The organism is Streptoalloteichus hindustanus, from assembly GCF_900129375.1.
In the GTDB taxonomy this organism is placed as follows: domain Bacteria; phylum Actinomycetota; class Actinomycetes; order Mycobacteriales; family Pseudonocardiaceae; genus Streptoalloteichus; species Streptoalloteichus hindustanus.
In genome coordinates, this window is the sequence record NZ_FQVN01000003.1 from 678,942 (window position 1) to 703,679 (window position 24,738).

Below are 24,738 nucleotides of genomic sequence, written 5' to 3' on the forward strand. Positions count from 1 at the left end.
CCCGTGGTCGAGCGCAAGAGCTTCCTGCTCCGTCTGGACCCGGTGGTCCACGACGCGCTGGCGCGGTGGGCGGCCGACGAGCTGCGGAGCACGAACGCGCAGGTCGAGTTCGTGCTCCGCAAGGCGCTGGCCGAGGCGGGCCGCCTGCCGGCCGACGCCGGCCGCCCCGCCCGCCGGGGACGCCCCCGCAAGCGCCCCGAGAGCCCGGACCCGCCGGCGGCCGACCGGAAGAACGGGTCCCCCGAATGACCCCGGCGACCAGACGGGTGGGTGGCACGTCCGCTGTCGGACGTGCCACCCACCCGTTTCTCTTATGGCGATGCCGATGCCAGCGCCGCCGCAGGTCAGCGGGCGAGGCGACCACCGCGGCCGGGCAGTGGCCGGTCAGCGGCCGGTCAGTTCGGGGGCGAAGCGGCCTCGGCCGAAGCCCCGGCGACGGACAACGCGCGCGCCACCCGGCGCACCACCCGGATCGCACCGAGCGTGACCAACGCGAAGAGGACGAGGCCAGCAGCGGCCACCAGCGGCGCTCCGTAGGCGACATCCCAGTCGCCCAGGCGCAGGCTCAGCCGTCGAAGGTCGGCGTGCCCCAGCGCCGCAGCGAGCCGGCCGACGAGAGCGTGCCTGATCAGCATCTCCAGCAGCCCCGCGACCAGGGCTCCCAGGGACGCGCCCACCAACAGCTCGCCCACACCGCGCCCCGTCGCCCGCCCGGACCCGTCCGCCGCACCCGTCACCACGTCTCCCACAGCTCATCACGAGAAGTAATCGATGGTCACTGTGAGTATGTGATCATCGGGCGGCGCGCCGACAGCCCGCGCGGCGTCGTTCCCGCCACCGACCCCCGCAATCCGCCGTCCGGATGACACCGGAGACCACCAGCGCTGGGTGACGAGGGCGCGGTCGTGACACACCCGGCGTCGCCGGGTCCCCGCCGCCGCTGGCCGCTGGCCCCGTCGGCGTCCCCACGCCGGGCGCGCCGGACCCCCGGGGTCAGGCCCCGACCGCGAACTTCCAGCCGATGGTGACCACCAGCGCGGCCACCACCCCGAGGAACACCCGGCGGACGAACGCCGAACCGCGGTTCACCGCCACCGAGGCGCCGATCACCGCGCCCGCGACGTTGCAGACGGCCATGGTCAACCCCAGCCCCCACAGCACCTTGCCGGCGGGCACGAAGTAGACCAGCGCGCCCAGGTTCGTGGCGATGTTGACGAGCTTGGCCGTGGCCGAGGCGCGCAGGAACGCGAACCCGAGCAGACCCACCATCAGGAACACCAGGAACGACCCGGTGCCGGGACCGGTCATGCCGTCGTAGAAGCCGAGGACGGCGCCGCCCACCGCCATCAGGGCGGTCTCCTGGACCCGGCCGAACCGGCCGTTCTCGCTCGCGCCCAGTTCCCGGCGGCGCCAGGTGTAGTACCCGACGCCGACCATGGCGACCAGCACGATCCCGTTGAGCGCGCCCGGCGAGAGCCGGTCGGCCACCTTCGCGCCCCCGAGGGCGCCGGCGAACGCGGCCCCGGCCATCAGCAGGGCGGGCCGCCACTCGACGCGGGTGCGGCGGGCGTAGGTGCGCATGGCCGCCGTCGTGCCGACCACCGACGAGACCTTGTTCGTCGCCAGCGAGTAGATCGGGTGACCACCCGGCGCGAGCAGCATCAACGCCGGGAGCTGGATGAGACCGCCGCCACCGACGACGGCGTCGACCGCGCCGGCCGCGAAGGCCGCGGCGCAGAGGAACAACAACCCCACCAGCGAGACGTCGGCGAACCCAGGCCAGCCCAGTGAGGTCAACACGCCGATCACCCTATGGGGCGTGCGTCACTCCCCAGGCGCGCACATGACCCAGGTCACGCCGCCGGGCCTGCGGCGCGGCCCGACTGGTCCGGGCGGCGGCGAGTTGGGTGCCCCGATCGGCGCTGCTACGATGGTCAGCCGTGCCGTGCGGCATTCCGCCGTGGAGGAAACCCCCCGGGGCGCAGCCGCCGACTCCCGTCGACGTCAGTTCTCCCGAGGGCGCCGAACCAGCGCGGCACGACCACTGTCGACCGAGACCGAGGGGCTTCGCGTGGCCAACATCAAGTCGCAGATGAAGCGCAACCGCCAGAACGAGGAGCGGCGTCTGCGCAACAAGTCCGTCAAGTCGGCGGTGAAGACCGCCATCCGCAAGTTCCGCGAGGCCGCCGAGGCCGGGGACAAGGACAAGGCCCTGGAGCTGCTGCGCGACGCGGGCAAGAAGCTGGACAAGGCCGCCAGCAAGGGTGTCATCCACCCGAACCAGGCCGCCAACAAGAAGTCGGCGCTGGCCCAGCGCGCGAACAAGCTCTGAGCGTTCGCACCCGAACGCCGCGAAGGCGCCGCCCCCGGGTCGGGGGCGGCGCCTTCGTCGTCTGGCGCAGGGGAGGGAACTGGGCGTCCTCGCGCGGGGCCCGTCCGCGCGCGGCCGCCGGGGTCGTCAGCCGGTGTGTCGGACGCGTCGTCGGGCACGGCAGCGGGCCCGGCTCGCCGCCGACTCGCTGGCCCTGGTGGTGATCCCCAGTTCCCTGGCGATCTCCCGGTGACCGCGCCCGCTGGCCAGGGAGAGCAGGATCCGCCGCTCCCTGCTGCTCATCGGACCGCAGCGGTGCAGCAGCCACCGGGCCTCGGCCCGGTCGCTGACCAGCTCCGCGGGGTCCTCGACCGCGCACGGCAGCAGCCGCGGGTGCTCGCCCAACTGGCGGGCGACGCTGCGCCGCCGGAAGCGGTCCACGCACAACCGGCGCACCACGGCCACGAGGAACTGCCGCATCCGGGTCCGGTCCAGTCTCGGAAATTCCGCCGCCCGCACCAACGCGTCGTGGACGACGTCCTCAGCCTCATACCCACTCCCGCAGTAGTGCGTCGCCATTTGGACCAAGAGCGGACGCAGTTCCACACATGCCTGCCAAAAACTGGCTTCCGCACTCCGTGCCGAAGCACCCTCACGCATGTCCATCCCCTGTTTCAGTGAAGTTAAACGCGACGCAACCCGCTGGCCCGGGTCCCGCGCGCGCCCATGGCCTACCCGGCCACGAACAGCCCACATTGCCCCTTCATTGCACAGAGTGCAACTCGCGGACGGCAAGTGTTGGTTGCGACCGAAAGCAATTTTCACAATCAGGTGATTGAGATCCGAACTGGTTGACCGAGACCGGAACGGCTCCGTAGACCTCGCTATGAGAATGCTCACCGCGAGTGGGGCGCCGACTGGCCCGTATTACGGGTGGAGGCGCTCACGAGGCGCCTCGGCTCCCGGTAGGTCAAACCGTTTCCGGAAAGGAACCATGATGGTGAGAAACCGGCTTGTCGGATTCGCGCTCGTCGCCGGTGGCGCCCTGCTGTTCGGCCTGGCGTCCCCCGCCAGCGCCGCGGCGCCGGACCCCACCGCCCAACCCGGAGTGGCGGCCTCCACCCTGGTGCTCAGCGCGAACCCCGGCGAGCGGCCCTCGCCCTCCGCCCGGCACGTGGTGCTCACCTGCGAGCCGACCGGAGGCAGCCACCCGGACCCCGAGCAGGCCTGCACCCAGCTCGCCCAGGTCAACGGTGACTTCCGCGACCTGAACACGCGGCAGGACCAGGCGTGCACGTTGATCTACGCGCCGGTCACGGTGACCGCGCACGGCTTCTGGCGGGGTCGCCCGGTCTCCTACCAGGAGACCTTCCCGAACGAGTGCGTGCTCAACGTCATGACCGGATCGGTCTTCCGCTTCTGATCGGACCCGGTCACGACCACTATCCGGTGGCGCTGCCCCGATTCGCCGCCCGGGGCAGCGCCACCTCCCGGTGGCCACGCCTTTCTCCCCGCTTTCACACATCGCGCGCACACCTCCCGGCAACGCTCTGTCACTGTTCCGCCGCCGTGCCACCCAAGGCGGCCATTCGGGCTATCACCCGAACGGCGGTGGACATACTTCCCGTGGCACCGGCTTTCCCAGGCTTCCCCCGGCACGACGTCGAAACACCCGCGAGTCAACACCTCGACAGGTGGTTATCCGAGGGAAAACACGCGCGCCATCCCTGATTCGGCCGCGCCCGCACCCCCGACCCGAAGATCCACCGGGTCGGGGCCTTGCCCGCCCGACTTCCCCCAGCGCACCATGAAATTTGGGGGTTCCCCCGACATAACACCGTTTTGGACGAATCCGACGTCGACCCACGCCCAATTTGCGACCACACCTCGCGAATTCGGCGCCTTCCGGTCCCGCGCGGACCGAAGTTCCCCCGAACGGCGGGTACGAGGCTGTCAGCGAACCACGGACCCGGAGCCCTTCCAGCCGGCCCACCCGGGTGTGACGGAGTGAAAGCCGTCGATCCGACGCGTCAGGACCGCTGGCGGGCGTCGATGACGCGCATCACAGCCCGCTCCAGCGCGTAGTCGGCGTCGGCGGCCGCGCCCTTGACGTCGGCGTTGAGGTCGGCCACCAACCCCATCGCGATCGCCAGGCCCTCCGGCGTCCAGCCCCGGGACTGCGCCTGCGCCTTCTTCACCTTCCACGGCGGCATGCCCAGCTCCCCCGCCAACCGGACCGGGTCCGCCCGGCCCACCGCCGCCACCCTGGCGACGGTGCGGACCGCGTCGGCCAACGCGTCAGCGACCAGGACGTGCGCGACCCCGAGGTGCATCGCCCAGCGCAGCGCCTCCAACGCGCCCGCGCGGTCGCCCGTGACGGCCTTCTCCGCGACCGCGAACCCGGTCACCTCGGCGCGCCCCCGGTGGTAGCGCCGCACCGCCGCCTCGTCGATCCGGCCGTCGGTGTCGGCCACGAGCTGGCTGGCCGCCGCCGCCAACTCCCGCAGGTCCGAGCCGACCGCCTCCACCAGGGCGGCCACGCCGGCGGCGTCGATCCGACCACCCGCCCGGCGCACCTCCTCCTTGACGAAGGCGTCCCGCTCCGCCGGCCTGGTGATCTTCGAGCACTGGGTGACCCGCGCCCCCGCCCTGCGCAGCGCCTCGACGAGGTCCTTGCCCGGCTTGCGGCCACCCCCGTTGTGCAGCACCACCAGGCTCACGCCCTCGGCGGGCTGCTTCGCGTAGGCCGCGACCGCCTCGGCGATGTCCTTGCCCGCCTCCTGCACGGCCTCCAGCACGATCACCCGGCCCTCGGCGAACAGCGACGGGCTGAGCATCTCGACGAGCTCGGGCGGAGCCAGCTCGGTGATCCGCACCCGGCGCAGCTCCGCCGAGGGGTCGGCCAGGCGGGCCGCCTCCAACGCGGCGCGCACCGCGCGTTCGGCGAGGAGCTCCTCCTCGCCGAGCACCAGGTGCAGCGGGTCGGGCGTGACGGAGGGCGAACTCACCCCCGCATCCTGCCACGCGACCCCGACCACGCTGGGTGCTCCCGCCATGTGGACGAGTCCCTGGCCGGTGATCGGGAGCTGTCGTAGCGTGAGCGCCACAACCGAACATGGCAGCTCATCCAGAGGGGCAGAGGGATCGGCCCGAAGAAGCCCCGGCAACCAGCGCCGGCCAGTCGCGACCACCGCGAGGCCGACCGGCGCCCACGGTGCCAATTCCGGCCCGCCACCGCGCGGGGAAGATGAGGGAGAGACCTCGCGATGACGACCTCCGTCGGTACGCCCACCACCCTGGACCTCGGCCCGGCCACCGGCCTGTCCTGTCGTGAGTGCGGCCACCGCGTCCCGCTCGCCGCCGAGTTCGCGTGTGGCGAGTGCTTCGGCCCGCTCGAGGTGTCCTACGACTTCGGCGCCGTGCGGCGCGAGGACATCGAGGCCGGCCCCCGCTCGATCTGGCGCTACCGCCGCCTCCTGCCCGTTCCGTCCGACGTGGACAGCCACCCGAACACCGACCCGGGCTGCACCCGGCTGGTGCGCGCCGACCGGCTGGCCGCCGAGCTCGGCGTGCGGCGCCTGTGGGTCAAGGACGACACCGGCAACCCCACCCACTCCTTCAAGGACCGCGTGGTCGCCGTGGCCCTCGCCGCGGCCCGCACGCTCGGCTTCACCGTGCTGGCCTGCCCGTCCACCGGGAACCTGGCCAACGCCGTGGCCGCCGCCGCCGCGCGCGCCGGGTGGGAGTCGGTCGTGCTCATCCCGTCCAGCCTGGAGCGGGCCAAGGTGCTCACCACCGCCGTCTACGAGGGCGCGTTGATCGCCGTCGACGGCAACTACGACGACGTCAACCGGCTCGCGACCGAGCTGGCCGCCGAGCACGAGGACTGGGCGTTCGTCAACGTCAACGTGCGCCCGTACTACGCCGAGGGCTCCAAGACGCTCGGCTACGAGATCGCCGAGCAGCTGGGCTGGCGGCTGCCGAGCCAGGTCGTGGTGCCGGTCGCGTCCGGCTCCCAGCTCACCAAGGTCGACAAGGCGTTCCGCGAACTCGGCGAGCTGGGCCTGGTCGAGCCCACCCCCTACCGCGTGTTCGGCGCCCAGGCCACCGGCTGCGCGCCGGTCTCGGCCGCCTTCAAGGCGGGCCAGGACGTCGTGGCGCCGGTGCGGCCGAGCACGATCGCCCGCTCGCTCGCGATCGGCGCGCCGGCGGACGGGCCGTACGTGCTCGACGCGGTGCGCCGCACCAACGGCGCCGTCGAGGACGTGACCGACGAGGAGGTCGTCGAGGGCATCCGGCTGCTGGCCCGCACCGAGGGCATCTTCGCCGAGACCGCCGGCGGGGTCACCGTCGCGACCGCGAAGAAGCTGATCGAGACCGGCCAGCTCGACCCGGACGCCGAGACCGTCCTGCTCATCACCGGCGACGGCCTCAAGACCCTGGACGCGGTCGCCGACCGGGTCGGCCCCCGCGCCACCGTCGCGCCGTCCGCGGCGGCCGTGCGCGCCGCCCTCGGCTTCTGAGCTTCTCCAGCCCTCCCGGGCCCGCGCCGGCCGTCGACGTGGTCGACGGCCGGCGCGGGTGTTCTCCGCCCGACGTCCCTCCCGCGGCGGAAACCTCCGTCACACCACGCGCGCCGGCCGGTCCAGACCACCGGCACTAGGATCTTCGAGCGCTTCCCCTCACTCGGATCCGGGAGTTCGTCATGGTCTGCGCCCTCTGCGGAAGACCCCTGTCTCCGCAGTCCACCACCTGCGAGGGCTGCGGCACCGCCAGCGCGGGCACACCGCCGACGCCCGCTCCCACACCGGCCCCGGTCTCGCCCGCGCCGATCTCCCCCGCTCCCGCCATCTACCCGACCATCACGGGAATGGCGCCCCCGCTCCGCGCCGTGGAGAGCGCCCCGTCGGTGCGAATGCTCCCGCTCCGCGGCCTCACCGTCGCCGTGATCTCCCTGCTCGGCGTCTGGGCTTTCGTCGCCCTGGCCCGCATGGTCGTCAACATCCAGCGGATCTCCCTCGTCGGCAAGGTGTTCGACGAGAACGCCGCGGTCGACTCCCTCGCGGTCGACCGCAACGACACGCTGCACGCCCTGACCTCGCTACTGCAGTTCGCCACGTTGATCGCCACCGGGGTGGTGCTCGTCGTGTGGTTGTTCCGGGCGCGGGCCAACGCGGAGGCCATGGTCCCCGCACCGCACCACCTGGGACGGACCTGGCTCGTGATCGGCTGGCTGGTGCCGGTGGTGAGCCTCTGGTTCCCCAAGCGGATCATGGACGACATCTGGCGCGCCAGCCACCCGAACACCCCGTCGACCTGCTACGACCTCAACCTCACCAACCGCCCCGGCCTGGGCTACGCCTGGTGGGCCGCCTGGCTCCTCCACCTGGCCCTGGACCGCGTGGTCAGCCGGCTCCTCCGCTCGGAGTCGCTGGAGTCCCTCCGCCTCGCGGCGATCATCGAAGCCAACGCCACCCCCATCGGCCTCGTCGCCGCCACCTCGCTCGCGCTCCTCGTCTGGCGCGTCAAGGGCTTCCAGGAACAACGCCAAATCCACGCCCTGAACCTCTGACCCCGCCCCTCTCGGCTTGCGGAGCGCCCGAAGCCCAGGCCCCAGAGAGCGGGTGTGGGCGCAGTGAACAACACCAGGACACCCACCCCGGCCCGCGGCGCAAGTCATCCCCCACACCAATCCCCTTTCCCCACAGATCTCCCCACTCCGCCACCCGCCCAGCACCATCGTGAGCACAGCCTGGGGGCTCCCCCCCCCCCCCCCCCCCCCCCCCCCCCCCCCCCCCCCCCCCCCCCCCCCCCCCGGGGGGCCCCCCCCCCCCCCCGCCCACCCCGCCCCTCCCCGCCGCCTCGTGGATGTTGGTTTGTGGGCGCGTGGCCGCCGCCGCTGCGCGACGGCGGCCACGCGTCGCGTGGGTGCTCAGCGCGGCGGAGCGCGTGGGTCGCCACGCCAGGCTGTGGCCGGGCCTTCCTGGCCGGCCAGCACCGCGATGTCGCCGTCCTGATCCGTGCGGAGCACGCGGGTTCCTGATGAAGTCAACGCGTCGACGACCAGGCGACTGGGGTGGCCGTAGCGGTTGCCGGCTCCGACGCTGATCAGCGCCACGCGTGGGCGGACCGCGGCCAGGAACACCGGCAGTGTCGACCGGGACCCGTGGTGTGGGACCTTGAGCACCTCCGCTGCGAGATCGGATCCGTTCGAGAGCAACGCGCTCTGACCGGCCAGTTCGACGTCTCCGGTCAACAGGACGCGCCCGGCCGGGGTGCTGGCCCGCAGCACCAGGGACGCGTCGTTGACCGGCGTGCCCGCGTCCGCGTCCGGTGGCGGCCCGGTGGGTGCTCGCGGCGGACCGAGTACTTCCAGCCGCAGGCCCGGCCACTCCAGTCGGTCGCCGGCGGTGAGCGCCAGGAGCGGGACGTTGGCGCGTGCCGCCGTCTGCCGAACCTCGCGCGCCGCCCACTCCGGGTAGTGGAGCGGGCCGAGCGCGATCGCGCCCACCTCCCGGCCGTCGAGCACCGCGGACAGACCACCCACGTGGTCCGCGTGCAGGTGGGAGAGCACGACGAGCGGGATGCGCCGCACTCCGAGACGACGGAGACACCCGTCGACCGCGCCTGGCTCGGGGCCGCTGTCCACGACGACCGCGCGACCCGCGTCGGCCGTCGCCAACACGAGCGCGTCGCCCTGACCCACGTCACACGCCACCACCACCCACCCCGACACGGGCCAACCCCGCCGGATCACGCCGGTCGGCACCACAGCGAGCACGACACCAACCAGCAACACACCCAACAGCGCGCGAGTGCGCGGGAACCGCAGCGCGACCAGGACCGCGACCGCGACCACTGCCAGTGCCAGCCCGCCGAGCGCTCCGGACGGCCAGTCGAACTCCGCTCCCGGCACCGCCGCCGCCCGCCGACCAACCAGGACCAACCAGTCGGCTGGTGGGCCGGCGACCATCACGATCAACTCCGCCGTGGGCCGGTGCGCCGGTGCCACCACCGCCGCCAACACCCCGAGGAGCGTCACCGGTGGCACCGCCGGAGCCGCCAGCAGATTGGCCACGACGGCGACCAGGCTGACCTTCCCGGACAGCGCGACCACCAGTGGCGCAGTGACCAGGTGCGCCGCGGCCGGAACCGCGAGCGCCTCCGCCAGTCCGGCTGGCACGCCCCGCCGGTGGAGCGCTGCCACCCACCACGGAGCGACCAGGACGAGCGCCCCGGTCGCGAGCACCGACAGGGCGAACCCCGGAGCCGCCGCCAGACCCGAGTCGACCAACAGCAGGACCAGCACCGACCCGGCCAGGGCCGGCAACGCGGACCTGGGCCGCCCGACAGTCAGAGCCAGCAGGGCGACGCCCGCCATGACCGCCGCACGCAGCACGCTCGGCTCCGGGCGGGCGAGCACGACGAACCCGACCACTGCCAGTCCCGCCAGCACGCCGCGGGCGCGCGGGCCGAGGTGGAGCAGCCGACACACCAGGAGCACCGCGCCGCAGACGATCGCGAGGTTCGCCCCGCTCACCGCCAACAGGTGGGTGAGCCCGGCCGCGCGGAACTCTCCGACCACCCGCTCCGGCAGTCCCGTGGTGTCCCCGACCACCAGGGCCGGCACCAGTCCCGCCGGCTCCGGATCGAGGCGCCGCGCCGCGTGTCGCAGGCCGTCCCGCAACGTCCCCGCCGCGTTCTGCCACCAGGGTGGCGAGGTCACTTCCAGAGGTGGTCCCCGGACCCGCAGGACCGTGACGGTCAGGTCCCCGTGTGTCGCCGGCGCCAACTGCCCCTGTGCCACCGCTTGTTGGCCGGGCAGCAGCCCTCCCCAGTCACCTGGGGCCAGGAGCAGAACTCGCTCTCCATTGCCGGCGATGGACGCTGTTCGCCCGCTTCGGCTGGTGATCTCGGCCGCGCGTAACCCCACCGCCACCGCCACCCGGTCAGTTCCTGCCGGCCGCTCGCCGTACCCCGGCACGCGCAGCGCGGTCGGATCGTCGTCGAGTTCGACTCTCAGCACCGCCGTGAGGCCCTCGTGCGCGGCCGAGCGCAACGGGTGTTCGGCCACATGCCTGACCCGGACGGACACCACCGCCGCGAAGGCGGCCGACACCCCACACACCACCAACACTCCCCTCACTCCCCGGCGACCTCGTCGGCGTGCCCACAGCCCCATCGCGACCATCAGGGCGACGACGCCACACCACGCCGCAGCACGCCAGTCGACGCGGAGTCCCACCAGGGTCACCGCCCACGCGGCCGCGGCGGCAGGTACCAGGCGCAGGTCGAGAACCTGCGGTGTCTCGTCGTTCTCCTTCGCCCAGAACAGGATTGGCCCGACGCGAGGCGGATCGCGCGGTGTCGCTCCGGTCATCACAACGTCACCAGTTCCCTGAGCCGCGTGAACCGGGTCTCGCCGATTCCCTCGACCTGTCGCAACTGCTCGACTGTCCGAAAAGGACCGTGCTTCGCACGCCAGTCCACGATGCGTTGGGCGGTCACGAGACCGACTCCGGGCAGCGCGTCGAGTTGTTGTGCGCCGGCGGTGTTGAGATTGACCTTGCCACCGCCGCCGAGACCACCGGAGGCTCCCGTCCCGGGTCCGATCACCCCACCGTCCGCCATCGGTACCGGGGGCGGTGGTACGCCGACGTGGACCTGTTCGCCGTCGGCAAGACGGCGGGCGAGGTTCAACCCACTGACGTCGGTCTCCGGCAACACCCCGCCCGCCGCTGCCACGGCGTCGGCCACCCGCGCGCCCTCCCGCAACGTGAGCAACCCGGGGTGGTTCACCTCCCCCACCACGCTCACGACGATGGATTGGTCCGAAGTGGACGGTGGAGGTGATGACGACCGCGGAGGGGTGCTCGCGGCCGACGGCAACGCGGGAGCGGCCTCGACGACCGGGCGGCGCGTCCACAGGGCCACGCCGACCACGATCGCGACCACTCCCAGGGCGGCGCAGAGCACCAGCGCGGAGCGCCGCCCCGGCGCCCATCGGGCCGTGCGCAGCCCGACCGGGATCCAGTGCTCGATCCAGCGGCCAACCCGGTCCCGTCGCACGCGTGGTGGCTCGGTGGGGGCGGTCGTCGCGGGCGGGTCGGGTCCTCGGCTTGGTTCGTCGTCCGCGACGGGCATCCGTCGCGCGTCCAGTCCTGTGCGACCGGTCAGGGTGGCCAGCCGGGCGCGGGTGGTGTCCGCGTCGTCGCCGCGGGAGCGGAGCGTGTCCAACATGGCGCCGACGTTAGGGAGGGGCGGCGGCGCTGGCACTCAGTGAAGATCAAGATGTGGATGCCGGGGGCACCTGTGGACAACTCGCGTCTCGGACGGGTGATGGCGCCGGGAAGTGTCAGTCCGGTTCGCGAGTATGGAGGGTTCGGGGAGGGGGCCGCTCACGGGAGGGCGCGGCACGCGTGGTGGTCACAGCCCGCCGGGCAGGACGACGACGCCCAACGCGCCCGGGCCGGTGTGCGCGCCGACGACCGCGCCCACCTCCGAGACGTAGCAGTCCCGCAACCCCGGCAGTCGGCCCCGCAGCTGGCTCGCGATCCGCTCGGCCCGCTCCGGCGCGCCGAGGTGGTGCACGGCCACCGTCACCGGTCCGTCCCCCGCGGCCGCCGCCGCGCGGTCGACCAGCCGGGCCTCCGCCCTGCTGGACGTGCGGACCTTCTCCAGCGGCACGATCCGGCCGTCCTGCACGTGCAGCAACGGCTTGATCGACAGGGCGGTGCCGAGCAACGCCTGGGCCGCCCCGATCCGGCCGCCCCGCCGCAGCCACTCCAGGGTCTCCAGGCAGAACAGCGTGCGGGTCCTGGCCGCGACGTCGGCCGCCACCCCGGCCGCCCGCCGGGGGTCGGCGCCCGCGCCGGCCGCGATCGCGGCGGCCACGACGGCGAACCCGAGCCCCATCGCGGTGGACCGGGAGTCAACGACGCGCACCCGGTCCGGGGACACCTGTTCGGCGGCGGCCCGGGCGGACTCGCAGGTGCCGGAGAGCGCGCCGGAGAGGTGGACCGAGACGACGCCGTCCGCGCCCTCCGCCAGCACCCGGCGGTAGGTCGCGGCGAACTCGGCGGGGGTGGCCATGGACGTGCTCACGGGACGGCGGCGGGCCATCGCCTCCGCCAGCTCGACGGGCCCGAGGTCCACCCCCTCCAACCGGGCCCGGTCGTCCACGGTCACGTGCAGGGGCACCACCCGGACGTGGTAGCGCTGGGCCAGGCCCTCGGGCAGGTACGCGGTCGAGTCGGTGACGACGGCTACAGGCATGGTCACCGAGCCTACGACCGGGTACCAACCCTCCGGGCTAACGGCCCGGCGGCACCCGGGTGATCGTCTCGGCCAACGCGCGCCCGACGACGCGGTGTGCCGGCCATCCCCAGTGCAACCCGTCCGGGTTGGCCTCCGTTCCCCCGAGGTGGGGACGGACCAGGGTCGGCAGGTCGAGCAGGGGGACGGCGCGGCGGGCGGACCAGGCGCGAACAGCGGCGACGGCGGCCGCGTGCCCGGTGTGGACGTAGGCGTAGGCGGCGGAGCGGTGCACCGAGGGAACGATGCCGACAACTGGCAGGTCGGGTCGGAGGGCGCGCACCGCGCGCCAACAACGGTCCAGGTAACGCACAGTCAGGGCGGGCGGCAACGCGACCGGCCTCCCGCGCAGCACGCGCGCCAGGTGCGGTTGGGCGGTGACGTAGGCACGCCGCACCCACCGGCGGAGCCGGTCGGGCCGCAGGTAGCGGATGCCCTCGCGCAACGCGGTGGGCAACGGCGAGGGCAGGGTGTCCATGCTGCCGACCGCCAGGACGAACACGTCGATCGACGGCAGCAGCGCCCACACCCGGGGGTCCCTGGTGAGGGACCACCAGGCGTCCCTGGCGGTCCAACCGATCCCGGCGACCAGTTCGGCCCGGCCGTCCAGGGCCGCCGCCGCGACGTTCGGCCACAGCCGGGTGTCGTCGGCGGGCAGCGGCCCGCCGGGGCCGTGGAAGGCCAACGAGTCGCCCATGACCAACAGGCGGGGACCCGTCGGCCGCCCAGCTCCGGTCAACCGCCCACCCTCAACCGCCCAGCCCTCAACCGCCCAACCCCGCGTTGTACGCGGTCAGTCGCCACCGGGCATCGCCATCACCCCGACGGCTGAGCACGGTCCAGTGACAGTTGGTGATGCCACCGAGCAGCGGCCACGCCTCCAGCGGAAGGCCCAGCAGCCGCCCGGTCACCGCGCTGATCAGACCGCCGTGCGCGCACAGCAACGCGGTGCCGTCCACCTCGGTGTCCAGCTCGGCCACGACCTCCGCGCCGCGGGTGGCCACCTCGACCCTGGCCTCGCCGCCCGGCGGCGCCCAGCGCGGGTCGTTCCGCCAGGTCCGCAGCGCGCCCGGCCAGCCGGCCTCCACCTGCGCCTGGGTCAGCCCCTGCCACTCACCGAGGTGGGTCTCCCGCAGGCGCTTGTCCAGCCGGACCCGGACACCCGCCTCCTCGGCGTACACCCCGGCCGTGTCCACCGCGCGGGTCAGGTCGGAGCTCACCACGATGCTCGGGGCGAAGCCGACGAGCACCGGGACGGCCCGCCTCGCCTGGGCCAGGCCCACGTCGGTCAGGTGCGAGTCGAAGTGCCCCTGGAGCCGGCCGGTCGCGTTGTAGTCGGTCTCCCCGTGGCGCCAGAGCACCAACCGCGTGAGCGTCACGCCGTCGTGTCCTCGTCCGCCGGCTCGTCCGACCGCGCGGCCAGCGCCGCGTCGGTGAACTCCACCCGCGGGCAGTCCTTCCACAGCCGCTCAAGGCCGTAGAAGGTGCGTTCCTCGGCGTGCTGCACGTGCACGACGACGTCGACGAAGTCGAGCAGCACCCAGCGCCCCTCCTGGGCGCCCTCGCGCCGCACCGGCTTGGTGCCGGCGCCGCGCATCTTCTCCTCGACGTTGTCCACGATCGCCTGGACCTGCCGCTCGTTCGGCGCCGAGGCGATCACGAAGCAGTCGGTGATCACGAGCTGGTCGGACACGTCGAGCACGACGATGTCGCTGGCCTTCTTGTCCGCTGCCGCCTGCGCGGCGACCAGCGCGAGCCGACGCGCCTCCTCGGTCGCTGCCACGTCTCTCCTCCCCGTCCGGACCTCGGCGCGGGTGCCCGCGGGGTTGACTGGTCCGGACGAGTTACCCAGGGTACCCGCTCACCTGGACTCGCCGGTTAGCACGACCGGTAGAGGCGCCGCTTCGAGATGTACTGCACCACCCCGTCGGGGACCAGGTACCACACGGGCAGGCCGGCGGCGACCCGCGCCCGGCAGTCGGTGGAGGAGATCGCCATCGCGGGGACCTCGATCAGGCTCACGGCGCCGCGCGGCAGGTGGTGGTCGTTCAGGTCGTAGCCGGGTCGGGTGACCCCGATGAAGTGCGCGAGGTCGAACAGCTCGTCCGCCCGGCGCCAGGACAGGATCTGCTCCAGGGCGTCCGCGCCGGTGATGAAGAACAGCTCGTCGTTCGGGTGCTGGGCGCGGAGGTCAGCCAGGGTGTCGACCGTGTAGGTGTCACCCTTCCGGTCGATGTCCACCCGACTGACGGAGAAGCGCGGGTTGGAGGCGGTCGCGATGACCGTCATGAGGTAGCGGTCCTCGGGGGCGCTGACCACGAGCTCGGCCTTCTGCCACGGCTGCCCGGACGGCACGAAGATCACTTCGTCGAGGTGGAAACGCGCCTGCACCTCGCTGGCCGCCACCAGGTGCCCGTGGTGGACCGGGTCGAAGGTGCCGCCCATCACACCGAGCCGCCGCGGGGCGTCGCCGCAGGGGCGGACCGACTCGGTCGTTGGCTCCGACATGACCGGTCAGCCTACGAGACGCCCGCGCGCGCACCCGACATCCGGACCCGCGCCCGCCCGGCCCGACCCGGCGTCCGCCCCCGGCACGTGGTCCAGACCTCACTCTTTCGGATGTGATGCCGCAGTGTGACCACGACCATACTCACCGCCATGAGGACCTGGACGCCGATGCACGGTCAGCCCTACCAGCCCGTCCCCTACCGACCCTCCCGCATGTCGGCCGACGAGTCGTTGGTTCGGGCGCGCGAGCTGCGCGAGCGCATGGACGAACGCCGCACGGTCCGCATGTTCGCGCCCGACCCCGTGCCCGAGCAGGTGGTGCTCGACGCGATCGCCGTGGCCAACACCGCCCCCTCCGGCGCGCACCAGCAGCCCTGGACGTTCGTGCTCGTGCAGGACCCCGAGGTGCGCCGGCGCATCCGCGAGGCCGCCGAGGAGGAGGAACGCCTGTCCTACTCCGGCCGGCTGGGCGAGGAGTGGCTGTCGGCGCTGAGGCCACTGGGCACCGACGAGAACAAGCCACACATCACCGACGCGCCCCACCTCGTCGTGGTGTTCCAGCAGCGGTTCGCGCTCCGCCCGGACGGCAGCAGCTACAAGCACTACTACGTCGACGAGTCGGTGGGCATCGCCGTCGGCATGCTGATCACCGCGCTGCACCTGTCCGGACTGGCCGCGCTGGTGCACACGCCCAGCCCCATGCGGTTCCTGTCCGAGGTGCTCGGCCGGCCGCGCAACGAGAAGGCCTTCGCGGTCATCCCCGTCGGCTACCCGGCGCCCGACGCCGTCGTCCCCGACCTCGTGCGCAAGACCCTCGACCAGGTCGTCGTCCGGGTGTGAGAGCGGCACGGCGCCTTCGCCGGGCCGTCGCCCGCGGCGAAGGCGCCGCCCCGCTCACGCCCCCGCGCGGCTCACTCCTCCGGAGCGAGCTGGGCGCCGGTCGCCACGTCGCGCACCAGGATGGCCTCCACCGGGCAGGACTCGGCAACGCCCAGCACCTCGTCGTCCGCGTCGACCTCGGCCCGCAGCGGCCGCGACCGCCCGTCGACCAGCTCGAAGAACGCCGGGGCCGAGCCCGCGCACATCCCGCTGCCGATGCAGGCCTCCCGGTCCACCTCGACCGACCACCGCTGTCCGCTCATGGGCGGCCCTCCTCACCACGTCACCGGCAGCTCGCGGAACCCCCGCACGAACATGCCGCTCTTCCAGTCCAGCTCGTCGTCGGCCACCGCGACCCGCAGGTCCGGCAACCGGGTGACCAACGCGCGGAGCCCCTCCTGCAGCTCCATCCGCGCCAACTGCGCGCCGAGGCAGTGGTGCGGGCCGTGGCCGAACCCGATGTGCGGGTTGCTCTCGCGGAGGACGTCGACCCGGTCGGCGTCCGGGAAGACGCGTTCGTCCCGGTTGGCCGACCCGATGGCCGCGAGCACCGGCTCCCCCGCGCGCACCAGCACGCCGCCGACCTCCACGTCCTCCTTCGCGTAGCGCGGGAACGCGGAGGACACGCCGAGCGGAACCCACCGCACGAGCTCCTCCACCGCGCGCGGCACCAGGTCGGGCCGCTCGCGGAGCAGGTCCCACTGGTCGCGCTCGCGGTCGAGGACGTAGACGAAGTTCGGCAGCTGGGTCGCGGTGGTCTCGTGACCGGCGACGAGGATCCCGATCGCGAGGGTCACCAGCTCGTCCCGCGTGATCCGGCCCTGCTCGTCGCTGGCGCGCAGCATGGCGCTGATCAGGTCGTCGGCGGGCTCCGCGCGCCGCTGCTCCACCAGCTCGGACATGTAGTCGCGCAGCGCGCCGCCGTACTCGACGACCGTCTCCGGCGGCAGCAGGGTGGTGGACAGGAACGCGCTCGACCAGCGCTGGAAGTCGTCCCGGTCGGCGAAGGGCACGCCGAGCATCTCGCAGATCACCAACACCGGCAGCGGCAGCGCGACGTGCGCGACGAGGTCGGCGGGCGCGCCGTGCCCGACCATCTCGTCCACCAGCCGCTCGACGAGGGCCCTGGTGCGCTCCCGCATCTCCTCCACGCGCCGCGCGGTGAAGGCCCGGCTGGCCACGCCCCGGATGCGGGTGTGCTCGGGCGGGTCGAGCATGAGGATGCCGCCGTCGCCGGGCTGCTCCGGGTTGGGGCGGGGGACGTCCGGGCCGACGGCGGCGGCCCGGCTGAACCGCGGATCGCCGAGCACCGTCCTGGCGTCCTCGTAGCGCGTGGCCAGCCAGCAGTCCCTGCCGTACGGGAGCTGCACCTTCACCAGCCCGGGGGTGTCCCGGAGCTCGGCGTACCGCTGCTCCAGGTCGATCTGCCGCCCGTCCCCGAAGGGATAGGGCAGGGGTTGTCCGTCGGTGGTGGCCTCGGTCATCGCCAGTCCCCCTCGTCGGCCGCACAGGATGTAAGCAAGCGCTTACTAACGGGCAACGTAGGGCGGCGCACGATGGCCTTCAATCGCCCGAACCGGTGGCGGGCCGCTCCTCCAGGAGGTGGCGAGCCGTCCGCAGCACGAGCGCGCTCACCTCGGCGGGATCGGCTCCGGCGAGGGGCTGCTTGCCCACCACCGACCGGAGCAGACCGATGCCCAGCAGCCAGGCGACCAGCAGGTCGGCCCGCAGCTCGGCGTCCGGCGCGTCGCTGAGGGTGGCCAGCCGGCGCACGTACGCGGTCCCCAGCCGGTCCCGCAACAGCTCCGCGGCCCCGGCGTGCCCCACGGACCGCAACAACGCCCGCAGCGACTGCCGCACCCGATCCGCGTCGGCGTCCCACAACAGGTCAGCGAGCACCCGCTCCAACAGCGTCTCGACCGGGCCGGCCAGCAGCTCGTCGCTCTGGACCGCCAGCACCTCGGCGAACAGCTCCTCCTTGGAGCCGAAGTAGCGGAACAGCAGCGCCTGGTTCACGCCGGCCCGCGCCGCCACCTCCCGCACGGTCGTGCGCTCGTAGCCCTGCTCGGCGAACAGGCCGGCCGCCGCCTCCAGCAGGGCCGCCCTGGTCGCTCCGGCGTCCCTGCGCCGTGTCGGCCCGCTCACCGCCGGCCCCCGTCCGCCCGCGGTCTCACGAGCCGGGGCGGACGTGCCCCTCCCCCCACACCAACCACTTCGTGGAGGTCAGCTCCTGGAGCCCCATCGGCCCCCTGGCGTGCAGCTTCTGGGTGGAGATGCCGATCTCGGCGCCCATGCCGAACTCGAACCCGTCGGTGAAGGCGGTGGAGGCGTTGACCATCACGGCGGCGGCGTCCACCCGGGTCGTGAACTCCCGCGCGGCCCGGACGTCGCCGGTCACGATCGCCTCGGTGTGGCCGGTGCCGTGCGCCGCGATGTGCCGGACCGCCTCGTCGAGCGAGTCGACCACGCGGGCGGCGATGTCCAGCGACAGGTACTCCGCGTCCCAGTCGCCCGCCTCGGCCGGCACCACCGCGCCGGCGTCGCCCGCGAGGGCCGCGAACCGCTCGTCGGCGTGCACGGTGACGCCCGCCCCGGCGAGCGCCCGCACGATCCGCGGCACGAACTCCGGGGCCAGGTCGGCGTGCACGAGCAACGTCTCGGCGGCGTTGCAGACACTCGGCCGGCGGGCCTTGGCGTTGACCACGACGCGCTCGGCGATCTCGGGGTCGGCGCCGGCGTCCACGTAGACGTGGCAGTTGCCCACGCCGGTCTCCACTGTGGGGACGGTCGCGCCGCGCACCACCGCGTCGATCAGCCCGGCGCCGCCGCGCGGGATGACCAGGTCCACCAGCCCCCTGGCGGTGATCAGGTGCCGCACGCTCGCCCGGTCGTGGCATGGCAGCAGCTGCACGGCGTCGGCCGGCAGCCCCACCTGGGACAACGCGTCGCGCAGCACCCGAACCAACGCGGTGTTGGACCGCTCCGCCGACGACGAGCCGCGCAGCAGCACCGCGTTGCCCGCCTTCAGCGCGAGCCCGGCGGCGTCCACGGTGACGTTGGGCCGCGCCTCGTAGACGATGCCGATGACCCCCATCGGCACCCGCACCTGGCGCAGCTCCAGCCCGTTGGGCAGCACGCCGCCGCGCACGACGTCGCCGACCGGGTCCGGCAGCCCGGCGACCAGCCGCAACCCCTCGGCGATTCCTGCGACCCGGCCCTCGTCCAGCGCGAGCCGGTCCAGCAGCGCGTCGGTCAGCCCCGCAGCGCGACCGAGGTCGAGGTCCTCGGCGTTGGCCGCCAGCACCTCGGCCGCGCGCGCGTCCAACGCGTCGGCCATCGCCCGCAGGGCCTCGTCCTTACGCTGCCGGGTGAGCGGGGCCAGCCCCGCGGCTGCGGCCCTGGCCCTGCCGGCCGCGGCGTGCACCTGTTCCCGCAGGTCGTCGTGGTCCACGGTGGAGTCGGCGGTGGTGAGCGTGGTCACGCCGGCCAGCCTAGTCCGACGGACCGCCCGGTTTGCGGAGGTGTCGGGGGGATGCGGTAGGCAGTGCGCGTGGACGAGCACGCTCTGCGGGAACTCGCCGAGGAACGGCTGCGCGCGCTGGCCGGCGAGACGGCCCGGCTGCGCGAGGACCAGTGGACGGCGATCCGGGCGCTGGTGGTCGAGCGCCGGCGGGCGCTGGTCGTGCAGCGGACCGGCTGGGGCAAGTCCGCGGTCTACTTCGTGGCGACCGCGCTGCTGCGCGAGCTGGGCGAGGGGCCGACGGTCATCGTGTCGCCGCTGCTCGCGCTGATGCGCAACCAGGTCGACGCCGCCGCCAGGGCCGGCGTGCGCGCCGCCACGATCAACTCGGCGAACCAGGAGGAGTGGGACGAGGTCGAGGCCCAGGTCGCGGCCGGCGAGGTCGACGTCCTGCTGGTCAGCCCCGAACGGCTGAACAACCCCGACTTCCGCGACGCGGTGCTCCCCCAGCTCAGCGCGGCGGCCGGGCTGCTGGTCGTCGACGAGGCGCACTGCATCTCCGACTGGGGCCACGACTTCCGCCCCGACTACCGTCGGCTGCGCACGCTCATCGCGGAGCTGCCCGCCGACGTCCCAGTGCTGGCCACCACCGCGACCGCCAACGACCGCGTGGTGCGCGACGTCGCCGAGCAGCTCGACCTGGGCGACCAGGCCGCGCTGGTGCTGCGGGGCGCGCTGGACCGGGAGAGCCTGCACCTGGGCGTGGTGCGCCGCGACGACGGCACGCCGATGCCGGCCGAACAGCGACTCGCGTGGCTGGCCGAGAAGCTGCCAGAGCTGCCCGGCTCGGGGATCATCTACACCCTCACCGTGGCCTCGGCCGACGACGTGTCCTCCTACCTGCGGGAACGCGGCCACGCGGTGGTCCCCTACTCCGGGCGCAGCGACCCGGCGGAGCGCCAGCAGGCCGAGGCGGACCTGCTCGCGAACCGGGTCAAGGCCCTGGTGGCGACCTCGGCGCTCGGCATGGGCTTCGACAAGCCCGACCTGGGGTTCGTGGTGCACCTGGGCGCTCCGGCCTCCCCGATCGCCTACTACCAGCAGATCGGCCGCGCCGGGCGCGGTGTGCGGCGCGCCGAGGTGCTGCTGCTCCCCGGCCGCGAGGACCGGGACATCTGGAACTACTTCGCGTCGCTGGCCTTCCCGCCGGAGCCGGTCGTGCGCCACCTGCTCGCGGCGCTGGCCGAGGCCCCGGGGCCGCTGTCGACGGCGGCGCTCGAACCCCGGGTGGAGCTCAGCCGCACCCGGCTGGAGGTCGTGCTCAAGGTCCTCGACGTCGACGGGGCGGTGCGCCGCGTGCGCGGGGGCTGGGAGGCCACCGGCCAGCCGTGGGAATACGACGCGGACCGGTACGCGCGGGTGGCGGAGGCCCGGAGCCGGGAGCAGCGGGCCATGCTCGACTACCAGGCCACCGAGGGATGCCGCATGGAGTTCCTGCTGCGGCAGCTGGACGACCCGCACGCCGGCCCCTGCGGGCGGTGTGACAACTGCACGGGTCAGCACCGCTCGGCACGGGTGGGCGACGCGGAGGTCGGGGCCGCGCGGGAACGGCTGCGCCGGCCGGGCGTGGAGCTGGCGCCCCGCAAGCAGTGGCCGACGGGCATGGCCGCGCTGGGTGTCAGCCTGTCGGGACGCATCGCCGCGGCGGAGTCGGCGGCGGTCGGGCGCGCGTTGGGTCGGCTGACCGACATCGGCTGGGGCAACCGCCTCCGGGAGCTGCTGGGAACCCACAGCGACGACCAGCCGGTGCCGGACGACGTCTTCCAGGCGTGCGTGCAGGTGTTGGCGGCGTGGAACTGGGACCAGCGTCCGGCCGGTGTGGTCGTGATCGAGTCGCACCGCCGGCCGCGGTTGGTGGGCAGCCTCGCCCAACGCCTGGCCAGCATCGGGCGCCTGCCGTTCCTGGGGCGGATCGCCAGCCAGGGTGGCGCCCGGTCGAACGCCAACAGCGCGCAGCGGCTCGCGTCCCTGCACGCGACCCTGTCGTTGCCGGAGGACGTCGCCGAGGCCGTGCGGGAGGTGGGCGGGCCGGTGTTGCTGGTGGACGACCGCGTGGACACCGGGTGGACGATGACCGTGGCCGCCCGTCTGCTGCGGGGTGCGGGCGCACCCGCCGTGCTGCCCTTCGCCCTCGCCACCACGAGCTGATTCCCACTTCTGGGTGATTCAGGCTGGCCCAGGGTCGCCGTCCCTGAGGCGCCCGGGTCGGCCGGTGGCCTCGCGGTCACGCGCCCAGGTCCGACTCCCACGAAAGTGGTTAGAAATCACCCGTTAGGGGATGACGGTCTCCCTTATCCCCAGGATTGGCCTTGTTTTCGCCGTGTTTATCCGTGTTTATCCACAGTCACCCGTTTTCCTCCACAGGCAAACGGTGACGGTGTGACTCGCGTCATGATCGGCGATAGGCTGGAGCGGGGCTCGCCCCCCGGGACGGGTGGGGGCTGTCCTCCAGGGTGGTCAGGGGTTGGCTGTGCCGCGACGGCCCTGGGAAGAGCCGGGCAGGTCACGCTCAGGGATCCCCAGGGCGCCGGCAGGCGAGACGACCACGGATGACCTGCGGAGACTCTGGCCCGGTCGAGGACTAGCGAGCCATGAGGGGCACCAGGTCGTCGGCGTGGACCACCTCACGCCGCTGCTCGGCCGGGAGCTGGTGGCTGGAGCGGCCGATCAGGTCGGGCAGCTCGGCCGCGTCGAAGGCGACGACCCCCCGCCCCACGACCCGGCCCGCCGGGTCCAGCAGCTCCACGACGTCGCCGGCGTCGAAGTCGCCCGCGACCCCGGTGATGCCGGCGGCCAGCAGCGAGCGCCGACGGCCGACCACCGCGGCCACCGCCCCGGCGTCCAGGTGCAGCCGCCCGGACGCGCCGGCGGCGTGCCCGAGCCAGAACTTGCGGGCCGACAGCCGGGAGCCGGTCGCGGCGAAGGCGGTGCCCACGTCAGCCGGGCCGAGCGCCCGCGCCGCGTCGGCGGCCGAGGCCAGCAGGACGGGGATGCCGGCGGAGGCGGCGAGCCGGGCCGCGGCGAGCTTGGAGGCCATCCCCCCGGTGCCCACCCCCGAGGCGCCGGCGGCGCCCGCGTCGACGCCGTCCACGTCGGCCTCGCCGTTGACCTCGCTGATCCGCCGCGCGCCGCCCCGTCTCGGGTCCCCGTCGTAGAGGGCGTCCACGTCGGACAGCAGCACGAGCGCGTCGGCGCCGACCAGGTGCGCCACCAGCGCGGCGAGCCGGTCGTTGTCGCCGAACCGGATCTCCTCGGTGGCGACCGTGTCGTTCTCGTTCACCACGGGCACCGCGCCGAGCGCGAGCAGCCGTGAGAACGTGCGTTGCGCGTTGCGGTAGTGCGCCCGGCGCCAGACGTCGTCGGCGGTCAGCAACACCTGACCGACTGTGAGCTGGTGCCGGGCGAACGAGGCGGCGTAGGCGTGGGCGAGCTGGAGCTGGCCGACGCTGGCGGCGGCCTGCTGGGTGGCGAGGTCGCGTGGTCGACGCCGCACGCCCAGCGGGGCCAGGCCGGCGGCGATGGCGCCCGAGGACACCAACACCACCTGGCTGCCCGCCGACCGCCGACCGGCGACGGCGTCGACCAGCGCGGCCAGCCGGGCCGGGTCGAGGCCGCCGGCCGCGGTCGTCAGCGAGGAGGACCCGACCTTGACCACGACCCGGCCGGCCGAGGCCACCGCGCGCCTGGTCGCCGAGGGCGCTGCCAGCGTCGCCACGCCGCCGATCACTACTCCTCGTCGTCGAACTCGTCCGAGTCCGCCAGCGGCGACAGGCCGCGACGGGCCCGCTTGGCCGCCTTCCGCTCGCCGGCGCTCACCCGGTCGGTGCGCTCCAACCGCGGGTCGGTGCCCCGGCCGGTCATGACCGTGGCGATGCCGGCCGGTGTCGACGGCTCCCAGTCGAAGGTCATCCGACCGATGGTGACCGGGCAGCCGGGCACCGCGCCCATCTTGGCCAACGCGTCCTCGACGCCGAGCCGGGCCAACCGGTCGCCCAGGTAGCCGACGGCCTCGTCGTTGTCGAAGTTGGTCTGCCGCACCCACCGCTCGGGGCGCTCGCCGCGCACGACGAAGCCACCGGCCCGCTCGGGGTCCGGCTCGACGGTGAACCCGGCGTCGTCGACGGCCTGGGGCCGCAGCACGACCCTGGTGGGCTCGGGCGCGGGCAGCGCCGCCCGGTACTCCTCGACGACCCGGCCGAGGGCGTAGGTCAGCTCGCGCAGGCCCTCGCGGGTCGCGGTCGAGACCTCGAACACCGGCAGGCCCCTGGCCTCGATCTCCGGGCGCACGATCTCGGCGAGGTCGCGCCCCTCGGGCACGTCGACCTTGTTGAGCACGACCACCCGCGGCCGGTCGGCCAGCTCGCCGCCCAGCGACGGCGTGTACTGGGCGAGCTCGGCCTCCAGCGCGTCGATGTCGGACAGCGGGTCGCGGCCCGGCTCGTAGGTCGCGCAGTCCACGACGTGCACGAGCACCGCGCACCGCTCGATGTGGCGCAGGAAGTCCAGGCCGAGGCCGCGGCCCTGGCTCGCGCCGGGGATCAGGCCGGGCACGTCGGCCACGGTGAACACCGTCTCACCCGCGGTCACCACGCCGAGGTTGGGCACCAGGGTGGTGAACGGGTAGTCGGCGATCTTGGGGCGGGCCGCGGACAGCACCGCGATGAGCGAGGACTTGCCCGCCGAGGGGAAGCCGAGCAGGCCGACGTCGGCCACCGACTTCAGCTCCAGCACGAGGTCCCGCTGCTCGCCGGGCTCCCCGAGCAGCGCGAAGCCCGGCGCCCTGCGGGCCTTGGAGGCCAGCGAGGCGTTGCCCAGGCCGCCCCGGCCGCCCTGCGCGGCCACCAGGCGGGTGCCGTGCCCGACCAGGTCGGCCACCACCTCGCCGTCCTCGGTGAGCACCACCGTGCCGTCGGGGACCTTCAGCTCCAGGTCCTCGCCGGCCGCCCCGTCCCGGTTGCCGCCCTGGCCCTGACGACCGTTGCCGGCGCTGGCGTGCGGCCGGTAGTGGAAGTCGAGCAGGGTGTGGACGTTGGCGTCGACGACCAGGACGACGTCGCCGCCCTTGCCACCGTTGCCCCCGTCCGGCCCGCCCAGGGGCTTGAACTTCTCCCGGTGCACGGAGGCGCAGCCGTTCCCGCCGTCACCGGCCGCCACGTGGATGACCACGCGGTCGACGAACCGCGACACGGCGGTCCTCCCTTCTCAC

General features: G+C 73.7%; 24 protein-coding genes and 1 riboswitch. Of the genes, 7 read left to right on the top strand and 17 right to left on the bottom strand.

Features of this window, described 5'->3' with window-relative positions:
• Positions 1-3 precede the first annotated feature (3 nt).
• A complete protein-coding gene (locus BUE43_RS12295; RefSeq protein WP_073482250.1) occupies positions 4-249 on the top strand; it encodes a type II toxin-antitoxin system antitoxin in 246 nt (81 codons plus the stop codon).
• A gap of 146 nt (positions 250-395) precedes the next feature.
• On the opposite strand, the gene BUE43_RS12300 is transcribed toward BUE43_RS12295, so the two are convergent.
• Positions 396-737, bottom strand: a complete 342-nt coding sequence (locus BUE43_RS12300) for a hypothetical protein (RefSeq protein WP_143174104.1) — start codon at positions 735-737, stop codon at positions 396-398.
• Between the two features lie 256 nt (positions 738-993).
• Complete coding sequence (locus tag BUE43_RS12305; RefSeq protein ID WP_073482725.1) at positions 994-1,800, bottom strand: sulfite exporter TauE/SafE family protein; 807 nt, start codon at positions 1,798-1,800, stop codon at positions 994-996.
• 271 nt (positions 1,801-2,071) lie between these two features.
• Here BUE43_RS12305 and rpsT point away from each other — a divergent pair, with 271 nt between their 5' ends.
• Positions 2,072-2,332, top strand: a complete 261-nt coding sequence (gene rpsT / locus BUE43_RS12310; protein ID WP_073482254.1) for a 30S ribosomal protein S20 — start codon at positions 2,072-2,074, stop codon at positions 2,330-2,332.
• A 126-nt stretch (positions 2,333-2,458) separates the two neighbouring features.
• On the opposite strand, the gene BUE43_RS12315 is transcribed toward rpsT, so the two are convergent.
• Complete coding sequence (locus tag BUE43_RS12315; RefSeq protein ID WP_083959590.1) at positions 2,459-3,067, bottom strand: RNA polymerase sigma factor; 609 nt, start codon at positions 3,065-3,067, stop codon at positions 2,459-2,461.
• 241 nt (positions 3,068-3,308) lie between these two features.
• On the opposite strand from BUE43_RS12315, the gene BUE43_RS12320 reads away from it, so the two are divergent.
• On the top strand, positions 3,309-3,734 hold the full coding sequence (locus BUE43_RS12320) for a subtilase-type protease inhibitor (RefSeq protein ID WP_073482727.1): 426 nt from the start codon (positions 3,309-3,311) through the stop codon (positions 3,732-3,734).
• A 607-nt stretch (positions 3,735-4,341) separates the two neighbouring features.
• Here the strand turns inward: BUE43_RS12320 and holA are convergent.
• A complete protein-coding gene (holA, locus tag BUE43_RS12325) occupies positions 4,342-5,319 on the bottom strand; it encodes a DNA polymerase III subunit delta (RefSeq protein WP_073482258.1) in 978 nt (325 codons plus the stop codon).
• Positions 5,320-5,431: 112 nt separating this feature from the next.
• Positions 5,432-5,565: riboswitch (SAM riboswitch) on the top strand.
• Positions 5,566-5,577: 12 nt separating this feature from the next.
• On the opposite strand from holA, the gene thrC reads away from it, so the two are divergent.
• Both thrC and BUE43_RS12335 read left to right on the top strand, forming a co-directional pair.
• Complete coding sequence (gene thrC, locus BUE43_RS12330) at positions 5,578-6,834, top strand: threonine synthase (RefSeq protein ID WP_073482260.1); 1,257 nt, start codon at positions 5,578-5,580, stop codon at positions 6,832-6,834.
• A 347-nt stretch (positions 6,835-7,181) separates the two neighbouring features.
• The gene (locus BUE43_RS12335; RefSeq protein WP_159447727.1) at positions 7,182-7,883 is read left to right on the top strand and encodes a DUF4328 domain-containing protein; all 702 of its coding nucleotides are present in this window, start codon (positions 7,182-7,184) and stop codon (positions 7,881-7,883) included.
• Positions 7,884-8,243: 360 nt separating this feature from the next.
• On the opposite strand, the gene BUE43_RS12340 is transcribed toward BUE43_RS12335, so the two are convergent.
• The 7 genes from BUE43_RS12340 to nadD form a co-directional block, all read right to left on the bottom strand.
• Entirely contained in the window at positions 8,244-10,691 is a 2,448-nt protein-coding gene (locus tag BUE43_RS12340; protein ID WP_083959594.1) for a ComEC/Rec2 family competence protein, read from the bottom strand.
• The gene (locus BUE43_RS12345; protein WP_083959595.1) at positions 10,691-11,551 is read right to left on the bottom strand and encodes a ComEA family DNA-binding protein; all 861 of its coding nucleotides are present in this window, start codon (positions 11,549-11,551) and stop codon (positions 10,691-10,693) included. The genes BUE43_RS12340 and BUE43_RS12345 overlap by 1 nt, the downstream gene beginning before the upstream one ends.
• Positions 11,552-11,737: 186 nt before the next feature.
• Positions 11,738-12,586 (bottom strand): DegV family protein, encoded by an 849-nt coding sequence (locus BUE43_RS12350; RefSeq protein WP_073482733.1) that lies wholly within the window; start codon positions 12,584-12,586, stop codon positions 11,738-11,740.
• A 37-nt stretch (positions 12,587-12,623) separates the two neighbouring features.
• The gene (octT, locus tag BUE43_RS12355) at positions 12,624-13,322 is read right to left on the bottom strand and encodes a diglucosylglycerate octanoyltransferase (RefSeq protein ID WP_073482265.1); all 699 of its coding nucleotides are present in this window, start codon (positions 13,320-13,322) and stop codon (positions 12,624-12,626) included.
• A 67-nt stretch (positions 13,323-13,389) separates the two neighbouring features.
• A complete protein-coding gene (locus BUE43_RS12360; RefSeq protein WP_073482267.1) occupies positions 13,390-14,004 on the bottom strand; it encodes a histidine phosphatase family protein in 615 nt (204 codons plus the stop codon).
• Positions 14,001-14,408, bottom strand: a complete 408-nt coding sequence (gene rsfS / locus BUE43_RS12365; protein ID WP_073482269.1) for a ribosome silencing factor — start codon at positions 14,406-14,408, stop codon at positions 14,001-14,003. The genes BUE43_RS12360 and rsfS overlap by 4 nt, the downstream gene beginning before the upstream one ends.
• 95 nt (positions 14,409-14,503) lie before the next feature.
• Complete coding sequence (gene nadD, locus BUE43_RS12370) at positions 14,504-15,133, bottom strand: nicotinate-nucleotide adenylyltransferase (RefSeq protein WP_073482271.1); 630 nt, start codon at positions 15,131-15,133, stop codon at positions 14,504-14,506.
• 150 nt (positions 15,134-15,283) lie between these two features.
• Between nadD and BUE43_RS12375 the strand changes: the two genes are divergently transcribed.
• The gene (locus tag BUE43_RS12375) at positions 15,284-15,973 is read left to right on the top strand and encodes a nitroreductase family protein (protein WP_073482273.1); all 690 of its coding nucleotides are present in this window, start codon (positions 15,284-15,286) and stop codon (positions 15,971-15,973) included.
• A 71-nt stretch (positions 15,974-16,044) separates the two neighbouring features.
• Here BUE43_RS12375 and BUE43_RS12380 read toward each other — a convergent pair whose 3' ends face one another.
• The 4 genes from BUE43_RS12380 to BUE43_RS12395 form a co-directional block, all read right to left on the bottom strand.
• Positions 16,045-16,275 (bottom strand): ferredoxin, encoded by a 231-nt coding sequence (locus BUE43_RS12380; protein ID WP_073482275.1) that lies wholly within the window; start codon positions 16,273-16,275, stop codon positions 16,045-16,047.
• Positions 16,276-16,287: 12 nt separating this feature from the next.
• Positions 16,288-17,496 (bottom strand): cytochrome P450, encoded by a 1,209-nt coding sequence (locus BUE43_RS12385; protein WP_073482277.1) that lies wholly within the window; start codon positions 17,494-17,496, stop codon positions 16,288-16,290.
• A gap of 79 nt (positions 17,497-17,575) precedes the next feature.
• Positions 17,576-18,157 (bottom strand): TetR/AcrR family transcriptional regulator, encoded by a 582-nt coding sequence (locus BUE43_RS12390; RefSeq protein ID WP_073482279.1) that lies wholly within the window; start codon positions 18,155-18,157, stop codon positions 17,576-17,578.
• A 25-nt stretch (positions 18,158-18,182) separates the two neighbouring features.
• The gene (locus BUE43_RS12395; RefSeq protein WP_073482281.1) at positions 18,183-19,493 is read right to left on the bottom strand and encodes a glutamate-5-semialdehyde dehydrogenase; all 1,311 of its coding nucleotides are present in this window, start codon (positions 19,491-19,493) and stop codon (positions 18,183-18,185) included.
• Positions 19,494-19,562: 69 nt separating this feature from the next.
• On the opposite strand from BUE43_RS12395, the gene BUE43_RS12400 reads away from it, so the two are divergent.
• Positions 19,563-21,680 (top strand): RecQ family ATP-dependent DNA helicase, encoded by a 2,118-nt coding sequence (locus tag BUE43_RS12400; RefSeq protein ID WP_073482736.1) that lies wholly within the window; start codon positions 19,563-19,565, stop codon positions 21,678-21,680.
• A 433-nt stretch (positions 21,681-22,113) separates the two neighbouring features.
• On the opposite strand, the gene proB is transcribed toward BUE43_RS12400, so the two are convergent.
• Both proB and obgE read right to left on the bottom strand, forming a co-directional pair.
• A complete protein-coding gene (proB, locus tag BUE43_RS12405) occupies positions 22,114-23,247 on the bottom strand; it encodes a glutamate 5-kinase (RefSeq protein WP_327083440.1) in 1,134 nt (377 codons plus the stop codon).
• 11 nt (positions 23,248-23,258) lie between these two features.
• A complete protein-coding gene (obgE, locus tag BUE43_RS12410; protein WP_073482283.1) occupies positions 23,259-24,719 on the bottom strand; it encodes a GTPase ObgE in 1,461 nt (486 codons plus the stop codon).
• Positions 24,720-24,738 lie beyond the last annotated feature (19 nt).